Annotated in this window: 13 protein-coding genes and 1 pseudogene; 8 read left to right on the top strand and 6 right to left on the bottom strand. The window is 70.3% G+C overall.

The window, feature by feature from the left end; all coding sequences use genetic code 11:
* Nucleotides 1–60: 60 nt before the first annotated feature.
* Together A3Q40_RS08870 and A3Q40_RS08865 are read left to right on the top strand one after the other, a co-directional pair.
* Entirely contained in the window at nucleotides 61–1,359 is a 1,299-nt protein-coding gene (locus A3Q40_RS08870) for an alpha/beta hydrolase (RefSeq protein ID WP_068101485.1), read from the top strand.
* Nucleotides 1,356–3,983 (top strand): DUF2156 domain-containing protein, encoded by a 2,628-nt coding sequence (locus A3Q40_RS08865; protein WP_371831454.1) that lies wholly within the window; start codon nucleotides 1,356–1,358, stop codon nucleotides 3,981–3,983. Before A3Q40_RS08870 ends, A3Q40_RS08865 begins: the two co-directional genes overlap by 4 nt.
* On the opposite strand, the gene A3Q40_RS08860 is transcribed toward A3Q40_RS08865, so the two are convergent.
* The 3 genes from A3Q40_RS08860 to A3Q40_RS08850 are packed head-to-tail and all read right to left on the bottom strand — an operon-like array spanning nucleotide 3,980 to nucleotide 7,325.
* Nucleotides 3,980–4,825, bottom strand: coding sequence for an ABC transporter ATP-binding protein (locus tag A3Q40_RS08860; RefSeq protein WP_068101482.1), 846 nt, complete (start codon nucleotides 4,823–4,825; stop codon nucleotides 3,980–3,982). The two genes, A3Q40_RS08865 and A3Q40_RS08860, sit on opposite strands and share 4 nt — an antisense overlap.
* Nucleotides 4,822–5,910 carry a FecCD family ABC transporter permease gene (locus A3Q40_RS08855; protein ID WP_068101478.1) on the bottom strand — a complete coding sequence of 363 codons (1,089 nt, stop codon included), beginning with the start codon at nucleotides 5,908–5,910 and terminating at the stop codon, nucleotides 4,822–4,824. The genes A3Q40_RS08860 and A3Q40_RS08855 overlap by 4 nt, the downstream gene beginning before the upstream one ends.
* On the bottom strand, nucleotides 5,907–7,325 hold the full coding sequence (locus A3Q40_RS08850) for a FecCD family ABC transporter permease (protein WP_235606582.1): 1,419 nt from the start codon (nucleotides 7,323–7,325) through the stop codon (nucleotides 5,907–5,909). The genes A3Q40_RS08855 and A3Q40_RS08850 overlap by 4 nt, the downstream gene beginning before the upstream one ends.
* A 182-nt stretch (nucleotides 7,326–7,507) precedes the next feature.
* Here A3Q40_RS08850 and A3Q40_RS08845 point away from each other — a divergent pair, with 182 nt between their 5' ends.
* Both A3Q40_RS08845 and A3Q40_RS08840 read left to right on the top strand, forming a co-directional pair.
* On the top strand, nucleotides 7,508–8,200 hold the full coding sequence (locus tag A3Q40_RS08845) for a hypothetical protein (RefSeq protein WP_068101475.1): 693 nt from the start codon (nucleotides 7,508–7,510) through the stop codon (nucleotides 8,198–8,200).
* Nucleotides 8,201–8,352: 152 nt separating this feature from the next.
* On the top strand, nucleotides 8,353–8,808 hold the full coding sequence (locus A3Q40_RS08840) for a PaaI family thioesterase (protein WP_068101472.1): 456 nt from the start codon (nucleotides 8,353–8,355) through the stop codon (nucleotides 8,806–8,808).
* 14 nt (nucleotides 8,809–8,822) lie between these two features.
* Here the strand turns inward: A3Q40_RS08840 and A3Q40_RS08835 are convergent, their stop codons facing one another.
* Nucleotides 8,823–10,337 carry an NAD(P)/FAD-dependent oxidoreductase gene (locus A3Q40_RS08835; RefSeq protein ID WP_082833839.1) on the bottom strand — a complete coding sequence of 505 codons (1,515 nt, stop codon included), beginning with the start codon at nucleotides 10,335–10,337 and terminating at the stop codon, nucleotides 8,823–8,825.
* Between the two features lie 177 nt (nucleotides 10,338–10,514).
* Between A3Q40_RS08835 and A3Q40_RS08830 the strand changes: the two genes are divergently transcribed.
* On the top strand, nucleotides 10,515–11,390 hold the full coding sequence (locus A3Q40_RS08830; protein WP_068101469.1) for an LLM class F420-dependent oxidoreductase: 876 nt from the start codon (nucleotides 10,515–10,517) through the stop codon (nucleotides 11,388–11,390).
* Between the two features lies 1 nt (nucleotide 11,391).
* Nucleotides 11,392–12,069, top strand: coding sequence for an SDR family NAD(P)-dependent oxidoreductase (locus A3Q40_RS08825; RefSeq protein WP_068101466.1), 678 nt, complete (start codon nucleotides 11,392–11,394; stop codon nucleotides 12,067–12,069).
* A 9-nt stretch (nucleotides 12,070–12,078) separates the two neighbouring features.
* Here A3Q40_RS08825 and A3Q40_RS08820 read toward each other — a convergent pair whose 3' ends face one another.
* A complete protein-coding gene (locus A3Q40_RS08820) occupies nucleotides 12,079–13,086 on the bottom strand; it encodes an AraC family transcriptional regulator (protein WP_068105700.1) in 1,008 nt (335 codons plus the stop codon).
* 70 nt (nucleotides 13,087–13,156) lie between these two features.
* On the opposite strand from A3Q40_RS08820, the gene A3Q40_RS08815 reads away from it, so the two are divergent.
* Nucleotides 13,157–14,671 (top strand): flavin-containing monooxygenase, encoded by a 1,515-nt coding sequence (locus A3Q40_RS08815; protein ID WP_068101464.1) that lies wholly within the window; start codon nucleotides 13,157–13,159, stop codon nucleotides 14,669–14,671.
* A 55-nt stretch (nucleotides 14,672–14,726) separates the two neighbouring features.
* A pseudogene (locus A3Q40_RS08810) lies at nucleotides 14,727–15,296 on the top strand (Clp protease N-terminal domain-containing protein); the annotation flags it as partial.
* A 3-nt stretch (nucleotides 15,297–15,299) separates the two neighbouring features.
* Here A3Q40_RS08810 and A3Q40_RS08805 read toward each other — a convergent pair.
* Nucleotides 15,300–16,124, bottom strand: a complete 825-nt coding sequence (locus tag A3Q40_RS08805; protein ID WP_201132969.1) for an SDR family NAD(P)-dependent oxidoreductase — start codon at nucleotides 16,122–16,124, stop codon at nucleotides 15,300–15,302.
* Nucleotides 16,125–16,244 lie beyond the last annotated feature (120 nt).

Here is a 16,244-nt window from a genome sequence, read left to right as displayed (position 1 = left end):
GCGCCGGGCCACCCGCAGCGAACCGAACGCGGTGGGGCGGGACGGCGCTACTGTGACGCGGTGGCCCTTCTCGACACCTCGCTGGTCAGCGGACCGCTTCCCACCGTCGTGACGTCCGTCGGCGTGGTCGGGCTGGTCGTCCTGGTGGTGTCGCGTCGTCGGCCCCACCTCCTGCGGTCGGTGCCGATCTCCCTGCTCGCCGCCGCCGCACTCACCGCCCTCGGCTGGGTCGTCGTCGAGAAGATCTGGCGGGGGTTCCCGGACCCGATCCAGATCGCGGTCTACGTCTGGATCGGTGTGGGGCTGCTGGGGCTGCTGCTCCTGGTTCCCCGCATCGTCGCCGCACGCCGATGGTGGACGAAGATCCTCGCCGTGCTCGCCGCCGTCGCCGTGGTGGCCACCGCCGCTCTGCAGGTCAATCTCGTCTTCGCGGCCTACCCGACCGTCGGGAGTGCTCTGGGGCTCGACGCCGCCGAGCAGGTCGGACTCGACGAGGCGACGGACCGGTCGACGGATCCGATCACCGGATCGCCGCTCGAGTCGGTCTGGACGCCGCCCCCGGATATGCCGTCCGGGGGTCGCATCCTCGACACCCCGATCCCGGGTACCGCCTCGGGATTCTCGGCGCGCAACGCGCAGGTCTACCTGCCGCCCGCGTACTTCGCTCCGCGTCGTCCCCTGCTTCCCGTCCTCGTCCTCATGGCGGGCCAACCCGGCGCTCCGGACGACTGGCTCACCGGTGGCCGATTGGTGCAGACCATGGACGCGTACGCCGCCGATCACGGCGGACTCGCACCCGTCGTGGTGGTGGCCGACGCGACCGGGAGTGCCGTCGCCAACCCGCTCTGCGTCGATTCCCCCCTCGGCAACGTCGCCACCTACCTCTCGACCGACGTGCCCACCTGGGTCCGGGCCACGCTGCAGGTGAATCCGGATCCGAGGTCCTGGGCCGTCGGCGGGCTCTCCTACGGCGGTACCTGTGCGCTGCAGATGGCAACGAACTTCCCGCAGGTCTATCCCACGTTCCTCGTGCTGTCGGGGCAGCTCGCGCCGACGCTGGGGGACAAGCAGCGCACGCTCGACGCGGCGTTCGGCGGGAGCGAGGCGGCGTTCGAGGCCGTCAACCCGATGAACCTCATGGCCACCCGCCGCTACGACGGGTCCGCCGGCGTGTTCGTCGTCGGCGCGGACGACCCCGAGTACAAGGGCTACGCCGCGCAGTTGGTGGCCGCCGCACGGGCGGCGGGGATGGACGTGCAGTACCTCGAGGTGCCCGGTGGGCACAGCTATCAGACGTGGTCCGAAGGCCTCCGGCGCGAGATCGGATGGCTGGGAACGAGAACAGGAATCACCGCGTGAACGCCACCCCGAACACCGGCACCCCGAACACCGCCGCCCCGGAGCCTGCCGGGGCCGTCGAGACCCCGGCCGACTCGCCGCCGTCCGCCCTGCGGCGCCTTCGGTCGTCGATCGCCCGCCAGGTGGGCCGCGCGGCGCCGACCGTGCGCGACGGTGCCCGACGCGCGCCGGTGACCTTGGCCGTCCTCGCGATCATGTGGGGCGTCTTCGTGGTCGGCATGCTCACCACGCGGAGCGTGCGCAGTTTCGTCGACCACCATCTGGCGCTGGGCATCGTGCCGATCGAGAACATGCGGTTGTGGACCCCGCTGACCTCGGGTGTCGTGGTGGTGGGGTGGCTCGCGGCGATTGCCTCGACCGTCCTCCTCCTCGCAGTCGCGGCCCCCACCGAGCAGCGACTCGGCTCGCGGCGATTCGCACTGGTGGCGGTGCTCACGCAGGTGGGCGGCGCGCTGGTGGCGCTCGCGTTCGCGGCGGCCGCGCAGGTGCTCGACGAGGCGTGGGGGTTCCAGCTGCACCTCGGTGTCTTCTCGGGACCCTTCGCGTGGATCCTCGGCACGCTCATGGCCGCGAGTGCCTCGGCGACCACCCTGTGGCGACGACGTATCCGGGTCGGCCTCGTGGCGTTCACCGCCGTGCTCGCCCTGTTCGGTGGCCACCTCGGCGACGTCATGGCGCTGGCGACCGTGGCGGTGGGTGCGGTGGTCGGGCCGCTCGTGATCGGCCGGTCCCCGCGTGGATCACGGTTGGCCGGGACGCGGCGCGAGGAGCGCGTGCTGGTCGCTCTGGTCGTCGCGGCCAGCGCCCTCGGACCGATGATCGCGGCGTTCTCGCCGAACGCCGTCGGCCCGCTGGCCGTACTGCGCGAGCTGTTCCGCAGTCAGCCGTGGACGGTGGACGAGGTCAACCTGGTGTGTGCCGCGGATCAGACGTCGGCGGACTGCCGCCGTGGGCTGCTCGATCTCCGCCTCGGCGGTGTCGGCCCCGTGATCGCGAGCGTGCTGCCGTCCGTCTACCTCCTGGTGCTGGCCGACGGACTGCGCCGCGGGCGACGGTTCGCCTGGATCGCGGCCGTCGTCGCCCAGGCGGCGCTGGTGGTGCTGGCCGCCGCCAACGTCCTCATCCGCTTCGTCGACGACAACGACACGATCTTCTACGGCACCGCCGAGCCGACGCTCTACCGCTCGGTGGTGCCCTTCGTGGTCCCCGTACTGGTGCTGGCGCTGCTCGTCGTGACCCGACGGCGTTTCGACGTCGCCGCGCCGCGCGGTACGTACCGCGAACTGTGGACCCTCGTCGCCGCCACCGCCGTCGGACTCGGCGTGCTCTACGTCCTGCTGGGCACCTGGATCCGGCGCAGCTTCGACGGCGACCCGTCGGTCGGCGCGCTGCTGCTCGACTACCCCCAGCGGCTCGTCCCGCCCGTGTTGTTGCAGTGGTTCGACGCACCGTTCCTCCCGAACAGCGGGCCCACCACCCTGCTCTACGAATGGACCGGCATCGTCTTCTGGCTGGTTCTCGTCGTCGCCACGGCGGCGTCGTTCTCCCGCGTCACCTACGGCGTCGACTCCGACGCGGCCGAACGGGCGCGCGAGGTGCTCCGCGCGTCGAGCGGCAGTGCGCTGTCCTGGATGACGACCTGGCGCGGCAACCGGTACTGGTTCACCGACGACGGTCGCAGCTACGTCGCCTTCCGCGTGATCTCGGGCGTCGCACTGACCACCGGGGATCCCGTCGGTCCGCCGGCCGACCGACGATCCGCCATCGTGGGCTTCGCCGAGTACGCCGCCGCCAACGGATGGTCGCCGTGCTTCTACTCGGTCACGCCGGACGCCGCGGCGATCACGTCGGACCTCGGGTGGGAGAGCATCCAGGTCGGCGAGGAGACGGTGTTGCCGCTGAAGGATCTCGCGTTCACCGGCAAGAAGTTCCAGGACGTGCGCACCGCGGTCAACCGGGCGAAGAAGGCCGGCGTCGAGGCCGAGTGGATCTCGTTCCCGACCGCGCCGCTGGCGGTGACCGATCAGATCACCGCGATCTCGGAGGAATGGGTCGCGGACAAGGGGATGCCCGAGATGGGCTTCACCCTCGGCGGGCTGGACGAGGTCGACGATCCGGCGGTGCGCTGCCTGGTGGCCATCGACGAGCACCGCACCGTGCACGGAGTCACCTCGTGGATGCCGGTCCATCGTGACGGCGTCGTGGTGGGGTGGACGCTCGATTTCATGCGGCGCCGCTCCGAGGGCTTCCGCCCGGCGATGGAGTTTCTCATCGCCTCGGCCGCGCTGTCGCTGCAGGAGGAGGGCGCGGAGTTCCTCAGCCTGTCGGGCGCACCGCTGGCCAAGGTCGGCGACCCCACCGAAGACAGCCCGCAGGCAACGACGTTGTCGACGATGCTGGAGCGGCTGCTCGACGTCGTCGGGCGCACCCTCGAGCCGGTCTACGGCTTCCGGTCGCTGCTCGCGTTCAAGTCGAAGTTCCAGCCCGTGTACGAGCCGATGTACATGACGTTCCCGGACCCGGCGGCGCTGCCGAGCATCGGCAACGCCATCGGCCGCGCCTACCTGCCGGACGTCTCGATCGCGCAGAGCGTGCGGCTGGTGCGCACGATGATGGATCGCTAGGGGAGAAGATTCTCGGCCGGGCGCCGATCGTGGACGTGGCGCGTCCCGATCGGCACCACCAGCGGGCGGTCCGACACCGGATCGTCGATGACGGCGGCGGCCAGCCCGAACACCTCGAGCAGAAGTTTCTCCGAGATCACCTCGGCCGGGGTGCCGGACGCGACGATCGATCCCTCGTGCATCACGACGAGGCGGTCGCTGTAGCGGATGGCGAGATTGAGATCGTGCAACACCATCACGACGGTGCGGCCCATCTCGTCGTGCATCCGGTCGACGAGGTCGAGGACCTCGATGGAGTGCGCGAGATCGAGGTAGGTCGTGGGCTCGTCGAGGAGGAGCACGTCGGTGCCCTGCGCGAGAGCCATGGAGATCCACGCGCGCTGACGCTGACCACCGGAGAGCTGGTCGACCGGCCGCTCCGCCAGTTCCTCGATGCCCGTCAGTTCGAGTGCCCGCGCCACCTCGGCCTCGTCGTCGCGGGACCACTGCCGGATCCACGACTGGTGCGGGTGGCGTCCGCGGGCGACGAGATCCGCGACCGTCAGCCCTTCGGGGGCGATCGGGGACTGCGGCAGGACGCCGAGCGTCCGCGCGACGTCGCGGGTCTTCATGCTGCCGATCGCCTTGCCGTCCAACGTCACCTGGCCGGTGCGCGGGGTCAGCAGCCGACCCAGCGCGCGCAGGAGGGTCGACTTGCCGCAGCCGTTGGGTCCGATGACCGTGGTGATGACGCCGGTGTGCACCGCGAGATCGAGTCCGTCGATCACCACCCGGTCGCCGTAGCCGACCGAGATGCCGTCGGCGGCGAGGCGATGCTCGTGCGCGAGAGGGGAAGCGCTCATACCGACGCCTTTCGATTGGCCTTGATCATCAGATACAGCAGGAACGGTCCGCCGAGAGCGGAGGTGACGATGCCGACGGGTAGTTCCACCGGCAGGATCGTCCGGGCGACGAGGTCGGATCCCACCACGATCGCCGCGCCGGTCAGCGCCGAGGCAACGACCGGCGGCTCCGGCGACCGGGTCAGGCGCAGAGCGATCTGTGGGGCGGCCAGGGCGACGAAGCCGATGGGTCCGGCGACGGAGGTCGCGACCGCGGCGAGGGCGACGGCGACGACGAGCAGCGCGGCCTGGGAACGCTGCACGTTCACGCCCAGCGAGCGCGCGGTGTCCCCGCCGAGGCGCATGGCGTTCAGGCGGAAGGACAGCGCCAGCGTGGCGGTGCCGAGGACGACGACCACGGCGAGCACCGGCCACACCTGCGTCCAGGTCGCCCCCGCCAGTGTTCCGGTGAGCCACAACTGCGCTCGGGTGACGTCGGTGATGGTGGCGCTGACCAGCAGCCATCCGATGAGGGCGATGTTCATCGCGTTGATGGCGATGCCGATCAGCACCAGCCGCATGCCCTCCACGCCGCCGCGCCACGCGAAGACGTAGATCAGCGCGGCCGTCAGGAAGGCACCCACCATCGCCGCGCCCGAGGTGCCGAGGGTGGCCAGCAGCCCGACGGCGGTCCCGCTGCCGCCCAGTACGATCAGGGCGACCGCGGCGACACTGGCGCCGGAGGTGATGCCCAGGATGTCGGGGCTCGCGAGGGCGTTGCGGGTGATCGACTGGGTGACCGCACCCGCGACGGCCAGCGCCGCGCCGACCAGGGCGCCCGTGAGGGCGCGCGGCAGCCGGAGCTCCGTCACGACGAAGCGTTCGATGCGCGATCCGCCGCCGAGCAGCACGTTCACCACGTCCGGGATGGACAGCGGGTAGTCGCCGCGGCCGATGTTCAGGCAGAAGAGAAGGAAGAGCGCCGCGGTGACGCCCAGGGTGATCAGCACTCGCGCGGGGCGCCGCACGGTGGAGAAGCGGCCGAGCCGGAAGGCCGGGCGTCCTGCGACCCGCGTCTCGGGTGCCGTCGTGTCGAGTGCACTCACAGCGCCACCAACTTCCGACGCCGGACGAGGGCGATGAAGAACGGCCCCCCGATCAGGGCGAGCACGATGCCGACCTGCAGTTCGCCCGGACGCACGACCACGCGTCCGACGACGTCGGCGACGAGGAGCAGCAGTCCGCCCAACGCGCCGGAGAAGGGCACGATCCAGCGGTAGTCCGGTCCGACGATCGACCGCGCGATATGCGGGACCACCAGGCCGACGAAGGCGATGGGACCGCAGGCCGCGGTGGCGGCGCCGGTGAGCAGGGTGATCGCGACGATGCCCGCGGTGCGGGTCAGCGCGATGTTGGTGCCGAGCGAGCGGGCGACGTCGTCACCGAGGCCGATGGTGTTGAGCGCCGGCGAGCCGGCTGCGGCGACGACGAGGCCGGCGAGGACGAAGGGAAGCACCGTCCAGAAGATGTCGATGCCCCGGCCGGAGACGGAGCCGACGATCCAGAAGCGGTAGCTGTCGAGCGTGGCCTGATCAAGCAGGACGACCGCGTTGGTGAGGGCCTGGAGGAAGAACGCCACGGCGGCCCCGGCGAGCGCCAGGGAGAGGGGGTTGGCCCGGCCACCACCGATGGACGCGCTGCCGAACACGACCACGCTGGCGATCGCGGCGCCGGCGAAGGCGAACCAGAGGTACCCGCCGGGCGAGGTGATGCCGAAGAGATAGATGGCCATCACGACGAAGAACGCCGCGCCCGCGTTGAGCCCGAGGAGCCCGGCGTCGGCGAGCGGGTTCCGGGTGTGGCCCTGGATCAACGCTCCGGCCACGCCGAGGGCGATGCCGACCAGCAGTCCGAGCGCCGTGCGCGGCAGACGGAGCGACCGCACGATCACGTCGGTGTCGGTACCGGTCGAGTTCAGCAGGGCGTGCGCGATCTCGGCGAAGGTCAGCGGGCGGGCGCCGACGGCAATGGACATGGCGACCACCAGCACCAGTGCGATCGCGAGGACGAGCAGTCCGCCGGTGCGTCGTCGCCGCGTCGCGGCGGAGGTCGTGTCGGGTGGAATCGCGGTGAAACCGTCGGCGACGGCGACCTCCGTGCGGACCACCTCCGCCGTGCGACCGTCGCGGCGGAAGGCGGCGCGAGTGCCGATGGCACCGCGGTGGTCTCGGTCGCGCAGGACGAGTCCGGCCATGGTCTTGCCGACGCTCTGACCGGCCCGTCCGTCCCGGATGCCGCGGTTCCAGTACGCGATTCCGACGGCGGCGAGCACGGCGAGGGACGCGAACACGGCGCGGTCGATCTCGCCGCCGCCGTTGGCGTCGGTCAGCGAGCGGACGACGACGGCACCGATGACCAGGGGGAGGACGGGCAGGGCCACGTCGACGGCGAGCGCGACCAGTCGGGGCGTCGCGCCCGGCGGCCGGCGATCGAGGGATGCGTAGTCGCGGTCGGAGGGCAGCGTCGAGACGCGAGCGGTGCGCTCGGACACGGGGCCTCCTGGTCGTCGATCGGGGTTACGCAAGCCTAACCATAGTCCTGCGGAGCCCTTGCGATGGTCGTCTCGGGTCTGTGACGGGTCCCACGCCGAAGAACAGAATCTCATCAGGTTAGGCTTACCTCAATTCGAAACGGAGGTGTGCGATGACCGTCGTCGACGAGGTCGGAGTGGCAGGGGAGTTCGATCGGGCCATGACGTGGCTGCGTGGCCTCGACCCGGTCGCTCCCCGGGTGTACGCGGTGGCGAATATGCGTCACCAGACCAAGCGCCGATGGTGGGCGCTGACGTCCGGGGAGTCGTCGGGCCGCTTCGCCGCGCTGCAGACCCGGGCGATGGCCGACCGCGGCGACCCGGCGCAGGCCGTGCTCGGGGTCGCCGCCGACCTCGTCCACTGTGTCGTCGGCCGGGTCGCGGCCTCGTTCGTCGGCGTCGGACGGGTCTGGGATCCGGGTCCGGAGAACGTCTGGATTCACCTCGACAGCGACTGCGGTATCGACTGGGTCGGGGTGTGGGACCTCGTGCTGCGTGACAGCGGGTCACTCGCGGTGCGCGCCGGCGTGGTGTCCCTGCCGTGCGAACGGTCGCTCGCGGCCTGGACCGCGCACCGCGCGTCGCGATCTCTGCACGTGGTGACCCGCGGACTGTCGACGCTCGGCCCGATCGACGCGGACGCCGTCGGACGCATCGTCGGCGACTCGGTGCTGGGAGCCTCCGTGCGCATTCCGCATCTGGGCACCCTGGACGCGGAGGAAGGGTGGCGCCGAGGTCAGGTGCTGCTCGACGCGTTCACCGACGTCGGCGTTCCGGTACGAGCCGGATCGACACGCATGACTTAGGGAAGCCTGTCCTATATAGTTCGACACGTCGGATCGAGCGGAGTCCTGAGGGCTGCAGTGACACCCGGTCCGCGCCCCGGTGGGCCTCGCGAACAGTGACGTTCGCGAGGCCCACCGTGCGTCCGATCCACCCGGGTTGATTGACTGAAGCAATGACCTCCACCGACCCCCACTCGTCCGGCCCGGCGCCCGTCGGCGTGAGCCCGGACATGGCCACCCTGCTCGACACCGGCTTCGGCAAACTCCTCGGCCTGCGCTTCGTCGAGCTGGGCCCCGACCGCGTGACCGCCACTTACGAGGTGCGCCCCGAGTTGCTGCAGCCGTTCGGCATCGTGCACGGCGGCGTGCACTGCGCCGTGGTGGAGTCACTCGCCAGCACCGGGGCCGGGCTGTGGTTCCAGGACGGCCACGTGGTGGGTGTCAACAACTCCACGGACTTCCTCCGTGCCGCGCGGGAGGGAGTCCTGACCGGTGAGGCGACCCCGATCCACCGAGGACGCACCCAGCAGCTCTGGCTGGTCACGATCACGGACGAGCAGAACCGCCCGATCGCCCGCGGTCAGGTCCGCCTGCAGAACATCGCCGACACGGGCAGCATCGGGCGCTGATCTTCCGTCCCCGATCAGCCCGCGCGTTCGGCGCTGGTCGGGGACGCCCCCGACGCCGCCCGCTTCTCCGTGCTGTCGACCTGCTTGCGTCGCCCCTCGGCGTCGGCGTCGGCCTTCGAATCCCGACGTCCCGCCGCCGAGTTCGCGTCGATGGTGCGCGTGGGGAGAGCAGCGTCGTCGATGCGGTTCTCCTTCTCCAGTGAATTGAGTTGTTCGATGGCCAGTCGGGCGAACACCTGCTGTTCCGTCGACGCCATCTGCGCACGTCCGCGGCCGAGGAACGTCACGAACCACGAGATGACCGTGGTGAGCCGGTTGCGGTATCCCACCTGGTAGAAGAGGTGCAGGCCCAGCCACGCGACCCAGGCGATGAAGCCGCCGAACTCGAGCTTGCCCACCTTGCAGACCGCGCTGAACCGCGACACGGTGGCCATCGAGCCCTTGTCGAAATAGGAGAACGGCTTGCGCTGGCTCGGCTCCTGCCCGTCGAGGCCGGCCTTGATGGCCTTGGCGGCGTAGCGAGCGCCCTGGATGGCGCCCTGCGCCATGCCCGGGACGTCCGGCACGGACATCATGTCGCCCACGACGAAGACGTTCGGGTGGCCCTTGACCGTGAGATCGGGCTCGACGATCACGCGGCCGGCGCGGTCGACCTCCGTGCCGTCGGACTGCTCGGCGAGCTGCTTGCCGAGCGGGCTCGCCTGCACGCCGGCCGACCAGACCTTGCACTGCGCCTCGATGCGGCGCTCGCTGCCGTCCTTGTCCTTGACCGTGATGCCGTCGTTGTCCACTCCGGTGACCATCGCGTTCAGCTGGATGTCCACACCGAGCTTGCGGAGGCGGTTCGCGGCCTTCTCGCCCAGCTTCTTGCCCATCGGCGGCAGCACCGCGGGGGCCGCGTCGAGAAGGACCACCTTGGCGTCGCGCGCGTCGATGTTGCGGAATGCGCCGTCGAGCGTGCGGGTCGCGAGTTCGGAAATCTGGCCGGCCAGCTCGACACCGGTGGGGCCGGCGCCGACCACGACGAAAGTCATGAGACGCTCGCGCTCGGCCGGATCGGTGGACAGCTCGGCCTGCTCGAACGCGCCGAGAATGCGCCCACGGAGCTCGAGAGCGTCGTCGATGGTCTTCATGCCGGGGGCGAACTCGGCGAAGTGATCGTTGCCGAAGTACGACTGCTGCGCTCCGGCGGCCACGATCAGGCTGTCGAAGTGGGTCACCGTCTCCCGCTCGAGCAGTCGCGACGTGACGGTGTTGTTCGTCAGATCGATCCGCTCGACGTCGCCCATCAGCACCTCGGCGTTCTTCTGCTTGCGCAGGATGACGCGGGTGGCCGGGGCGATCTCGCCGACGGACAGGATGCCGGTGGCCACCTGGTACAGCAACGGCTGGAACAGGTGGTGGGTGGTGCGGGCGATGAGCGTGACGTCGACGTCGGCCCGCTTGAGCGCCTGCGTGCCGAAGAGGCCACCGAAGCCGGAACCGATGACGACGACGTGGTGGCGCTTCTTCTCGTTCGTCTCGCTCATGTGTATCGCTCCTAGAAAAAAGGTCCGGTGTACGGCTCAACGCTAGTCTTCCGTCCCGACAGGATTCGCGCGAGCCCGACATGGGTGTTCCCGATCCGACTCGTCCGTACGCTCCGGTGTGACCGAAGCATCGGTGACCGGGCACACTCGGTGACCGCCGGAACGAGAGGATCAGCCGTGCATCTCGCCGTCCACTACCCGTATTTCTCCTACCCGGGCGGTGCGGCCGCGACGGCGACCCTGCTGTCCGACACCGCCCGCGCCGCCGAGGACGGCGGGTGCACGCTGTTCACCCTGATGGACCACTGGTTCCAGATGGAGAACCTCGCCACCGCGCAGGACCCGATGCTCGAGGGGTACACCGGCCTGGGGTTCCTGGCCGGTCGGACCGAGTCGATCCGGCTCGGCCTGCTGGTGACGGGAGTGACCTACCGGCATCCCGGGTTGCTCGCGAAGACCGTCACCACGCTCGACGTGCTCTCGGGCGGGCGCGCGCTGCTCGGCATCGGCGCCGCGTGGTACGAGCGTGAGCACAAGGGTCTCGGTGTCCCGTTCCCGCCGATGAAGGAGCGGTTCGAGCGACTCGAGGAGACCCTGCAGATCGTGCGGCAGATGTGGAGCGACGACGACGGCCCGTATCGCGGTGCGCACTACTCCCTCGAGGAGACCATCTGCGAACCCCGGCCGCTGCAGGCGCCGGCCCCGCCGATCATGGTGGGCGGGTCGGGCGAGAAGAAGACCCTCGCGTTCGTGGCCCGCTACGCCTCGCTCTGCAACCTGTTCGCCGCGGACACCGACACCGTCGCGCACAAGCTCGCCGTGCTGCGCGAGCACTGCGAGCGCGAAGGACGCGATCCCGACGAGATCGAGAAGACCATCATCTCCTCCCTCGACCCGGTCGCCGATCGCGACGGGTTCCTCCGCGAGATGGAGACCTACGCCGCGATGGGCATCGACACGGTCTGCCTGAACCCGCACGGCGACGATCCGGCGGGATGGGCTCGGGCGGCGACGGCTGCCGTGGTGGCTCCACTCGCCGAGATGGGGGCGTGAGATGGACCTCGACAGCAAGCACTTCCTGGTGGTGGGGGCATCCGGCGCGCTCGGACAGCGCATCGTTCGGCGGCTCCGGGACGCCGGCGCGTCGGTCTCCCTGGCCGGCCGCGACGCGGACCGGGTCGCCGAGGTGGGCGGCGCCGACGCGCACGTGCTCACGGGGGACCTCATCGACCCGACCGTGCCGGGGCGATTCGTCGCCGAGGCCGCCGAGCACGCGGGCCGTCTCGACGGGGTGGTGATCGCGTCCGGCGTGGTGGCCTTCGGCCCCGCGGCCGAGGTCGACGACGACACGGTCGACGATCTGCTGCTCGTCAACCTCATCGCACCGTTGCGCCTGGTCCGCGCCGCGCTCGGCGCGGTCGGGGAAGGCGGCGTGGTGGTCAACCTCGGCGCCGTCGTGGCCGAGAAACCCGTCGGAGGCATGGCCGCGTACAGCGCGTCCAAGGCCGGCATCGGCGCGTTCCTCGCGGCGGCGCGCCCCGAGGCCCGACGGCGGAAGATCCGCATCGTCGACGTCCGACCGCCGCATACCGAGACCGGTCTAGCGACGCGACCGGTGGCCGGCGAGGCGCCGCGGATGCCCGAGGGACTCGATCCGGACGTGGTCGCCGACCGCATTGTCGCCGCGATCACCGACGACGAGACCGACGTGCCGTCGACCGAGTTCGGCTGAGCCCACCCATCAGGGTGTTCCTCGACGTCTGACGTCCGTCGGGGTTCGGCCCCACCAGCGGCGACAGGCTCGCGTGAACGTCGACTGTTCGGCCAGACCGACGGCGGCGGCGATCTGGGTCATCGGCAGGTCGGTGGTGGTGAGGTAGCGCCGAGCCTCGTCGCGGCGCGCGTCGTCGAGGATCGCGCCGAACGACGTGCCCTCGTCGGCCAGTCGACGTTGCAGTGTCCGCGGGTGCATCGAGAGCAGGTGCGCGGCGCCGGACACCGTCGGAACCCCGGTGCCGAGGGACTGGCCGACGATGGCGCGGACGCGGGGCGAGACCTCGGGACCCCCGCCCGGACCCGATTGCGCGAGGAACGCCAACGCCAGGCGGCGCAGCGCGTCGTCGCCGCCGTGCAGTGGCCGCGCGGCCAGGGTGGCCGGCACCCGCAACAGGGCCGCGGCTCGGCCGGGACGGACGGCGACGCCGAAGAATCGCTCGTAGACCTCGAGAGGAGCGGGCGGGTCGTACGGCAGTTCCACCGACCGCAGCCCGTAGGGGCCGCCGACGAGCGCGACGGTCGCGCGGTGCAGGAAGCCCAGCCCGAGATCGGTGCCCTGGATCGGCGCAATCAGGCCCGCGGGCACGCCGTACCGCAGGGCCACCACGCCCGGGGCGCCGTACGGATCCTCCTCCACGGCGAGCGAGAGCGACTGCGCGTGCACGAAGAGGTACCGCTCGGTGCACTCGAGCGCCTCGCCGACGGTGGACGAGTTCTGGATGGCCAGCGCGAGCGGCCCCAGCATCCCGAGGTCCTGCCGGCGGGCGATGCGCAGTCCCAGGTCGGGGCACTGCAGGGCGTTGGCCGCCACCTCGAGGGTGGCCGCCATGGCGATGTCCTCGACGAGGAGGTCGTCCGCGTCCAGCGCGGCCACCGGCAGCCCGGCGGTCCGGGCGAACGCTTCGGCGTCGCCGCCGAGTTCCGCCACCGCGGCGCGGAAACCGCGAAGACCGGCGGATCTGATGGCGGGCATGTCGCACAGAGTCAAGGACTTGTCGTATGAAGTCAAGCGTCGGTCGAGTCCGATGGGGACACTGGATGCCATGACCTCCACCGAACGCGACCACGCCCGCCATCTCGACGTCGACGTCGTCGTCGTCGGAGCCGGACTGTCCGGCATCGGCGCGGGATACCGCCTGTCCACCGAGCACCCGGACAAGACCTGGGCCATTCTCGAAGCGCGGCAGGCCATCGGGGGCACCTGGGATCTTTTCCGGTACCCCGGGGTGCGGTCGGACTCCGACATGTACACCCTCGGCTACCAGTTCAAGCCCTGGCGCGACGCGAAGTCCATCGCGGACGGGGCGTCGATCCTCGACTACATCCACGAGACGGCGCGCGAGTTCGGCATCGACCAGCACGTCCGGTTCGGCACCAAGGTTATCGGCGCGAACTTCTCCACGGCGGACTCGCTGTGGACGCTCGATCTGCAGGTCACCGACGAGCAGGGCCGCACCCACTCCGAGACGCTGACCTGCACGTTCCTCTACAGCTGCGCCGGGTACTACGACTACGACAAGGGGTACGACCCCGACATTCCCGGTCTCGACACCTTCGCCGGCACGGTGGTGCACCCGCAGTTCTGGCCCGAGGACCTGGACTGGACGGGCAAGCGGGTGGTGGTCATCGGCAGTGGGGCCACCGCGGTGACCCTGGTGCCGTCCATGGCGCCCGACGCCGAGCACGTCACCATGCTGCAGCGCACGCCCACGTGGATCAGCGCCGTGCCCGGTCGCGACAAGCAGGCGGACGCTCTGCGCAAGTACCTGCCGGCGCAGCTGGCGCACACGGTGATCCGGCTGAAGAACATCGCATTCACGACGGCGTTCTACCAGTTCTGCCGCCGTCGTCCGCAGGCCGCCCGGAAGCTGCTGACCAACCTCTCGACCCGGATCCTGAAGGACGAGAAGCTCGTCTCCCAGCACTTCACCCCCGAGTACAACCCCTGGGACCAGCGCCTCTGCGCGGTGCCCGACGCCGACCTGTTCAAGGCGATGAAGAAGGGGAAGGCGTCGGTGGTGACCGACCGCATCGAGCGGGTCGAGGCCGACGGCATCAAGCTGGTCTCGGGCGCCACGTTGCCCGCGGACATCGTGATCACCGCGACGGGCCTGCAGCTGCTGGCGTTCGGCGGCATCGAGCTGCGCGTCGACGACTCGCCGGTGACGCTGTCCGAGCAGTTCGTCTGGCAAGGCGCGATGATGACCGGCGTTCCGAACTTCGCGATCTGCATCGGGTACACCAACGCGTCCTGGACGCTGCGAGCCGACATCACCCACCGCCTGGTGTGCCGCGTTCTGGAGTTCATGGACAAGCGCGGTTTCGGTGCCGTGGTTCCCACGCCGGACGGTCCGCTCGAGGAACGGCCGCTGCTCGACCTGCAGTCCGGCTACGTCCAGCGGTCCATCGACGCGTTCCCGCGCCAGGGCGATCGCGGCCCGTGGCAGGTGCGGCAGAACTACGTGCTCGACAGCCTCACCACGCTCCGGGGCGATCTGAGCAAGACGTTGAAGGGCACGCCACGTCGCGAGCGCGTCGGAGCGTCAACCGCTCGTTGACGATGCACAGTCGTCAACCTCGACCCATCCCGACGCCCTGGACCGACCGAGCAACGTCGACCAGGCGCGCCGGTCCGGCGCCTCGTGGGCGGACATCGGCAGGAGCATGGGCGTCACCAAGCAGGCGGCACAGAAGAAATTCGTCCCCAAAGCGTCGGACGACGCGCCGATGGACGCGAGTCAAGGCTTCTCGCGCTTCACGCCGCGGGCGCGAAACGTGGTGGTCGTGTCGCAGAACGAAGCGCACCGACTGCGCTCGACCGCCATCTCACCGGCTCACCTGGTGCTCGGCCTGCTCGCGCAACCAGATTCGCTGGGGTACAGGTTCCTCGCCGCGCAGGGGCCGTCGGCGGACGAGATCCGCGAGGCCGCGCTGGCGGTGACCGGACCGACCCTCGACGCGGATGCCGAGCAGGCACCGCTGATCCCCTTCGACGCCGCCGCCAGGAAGGCGTTGGAACTGACCTTCCGCGAGGCGCTGCGGCTCGGTCACGACTACGCGGGAACCGAACACGTGCTGCTCGCCCTGCTGGAGAACGAGAACGGCGACGGTCTGCTCACGTCGCTCGGCGTGACCAAGGCACGCGTGGAAGCCGACCTGGTCGCCGCTCTCGATCTCTCCTGAGTCTCACATCGCGCGGCGCATCACCGCGTAGTACGACGACGGGAACAGGCGGGCCAGGGCGTCCACGCTGAACGCGCTGGCCGCGATGAGCACTCGGCCCTTGCGCTTCTCGACGCCGTCGAGGATGCGCAACGCTGCCTTGTCGGCGGGGTAGGTCAGGAGCCGCGCGAACGTGGCCTTGCCGTCGGCGATCTCCTTCTCCGTGGCGCCGGCCGCAGTACCGGCCGTCTCCGCGATGCGGGTCTTGATGCCGCCGGGGTGCACCGAGGTGACGCCGACGCGACCGACGAGCTCGTGGCGCAGGCTCTCCGTGAAGCCGCGGATGGCGAACTTGCTCGACGAGTAGGCAGACTGCCCGGGCGGGGCGACGATGCCGAACAGCGACGAGATGTTGACGATGTGCGCGCCCGGTGATTTCAGCAGGGTCGGGAGCAGGCGTCGCGTGATCTCGACGGGGGCGGTGAAGTTGATGGTCATCACGGAGTCGAAGTCCTTGGCGCTGAGCTGCTCGAAGGAGCCGCCGAAGGCAATTCCGGCGTTGTTGATCAGCAGGTCGATCCTGGGGTGTCGGTCGAGCACACCCTCGAGCACGAGACCGAGGGCGTCGAGATCGGACAGGTCGGCCACCACGGCGTCGACGGATCGCCCGGGCGACTGCGCGTGCAGTGCCTTCTCGACGTCCGCCAGCCGTTCCCGATCGCGGTCGAGGATCACCAGATCGGTTCCCCGGCGCGCCAGTTCGTAGGCCATCTGTTCGCCCATGCCGCTCGCGGCGCCGGTGACCAGCGCGACGGAACCGGGGAAACGGAACGGGGGCAACTTCGGCACGAGCTCTCCTGAGGGGTCGACGACAAGACGATGCGACTCCCGAGACTGCCGGATGGCTCGACCGCGTTCTTGACTCTGCGCGACACGTCCGACTCTCGACCGGCGAGGCCGGCGGTCACC

Source organism: Rhodococcus sp. PBTS 1 (assembly GCF_001620025.1).
In the GTDB taxonomy this organism is placed as follows: domain Bacteria; phylum Actinomycetota; class Actinomycetes; order Mycobacteriales; family Mycobacteriaceae; genus Rhodococcoides; species Rhodococcoides kroppenstedtii.
Note: the sequence above shows the minus strand (reverse complement) of the source record. Positions and strands in the feature narration are given on the sequence as shown.

Coding starts and splice junctions, on each gene's coding strand:
- A3Q40_RS08815 (WP_068101464.1), top strand. CDS start 13,157: ATGACCTCCACCGAACGCGACCACGCCCGCCATCTCGACGTCGACGTC.
- A3Q40_RS08860 (WP_068101482.1), bottom strand. CDS start 4,825: ATGAGCGCTTCCCCTCTCGCGCACGAGCATCGCCTCGCCGCCGACGGC.
- A3Q40_RS08845 (WP_068101475.1), top strand. CDS start 7,508: ATGACCGTCGTCGACGAGGTCGGAGTGGCAGGGGAGTTCGATCGGGCC.
- A3Q40_RS08835 (WP_082833839.1), bottom strand. CDS start 10,337: ATGAGCGAGACGAACGAGAAGAAGCGCCACCACGTCGTCGTCATCGGT.
- A3Q40_RS08820 (WP_068105700.1), bottom strand. CDS start 13,086: ATGCCCGCCATCAGATCCGCCGGTCTTCGCGGTTTCCGCGCCGCGGTG.
- A3Q40_RS08825 (WP_068101466.1), top strand. CDS start 11,392: ATGGACCTCGACAGCAAGCACTTCCTGGTGGTGGGGGCATCCGGCGCG.
- A3Q40_RS08840 (WP_068101472.1), top strand. CDS start 8,353: ATGACCTCCACCGACCCCCACTCGTCCGGCCCGGCGCCCGTCGGCGTG.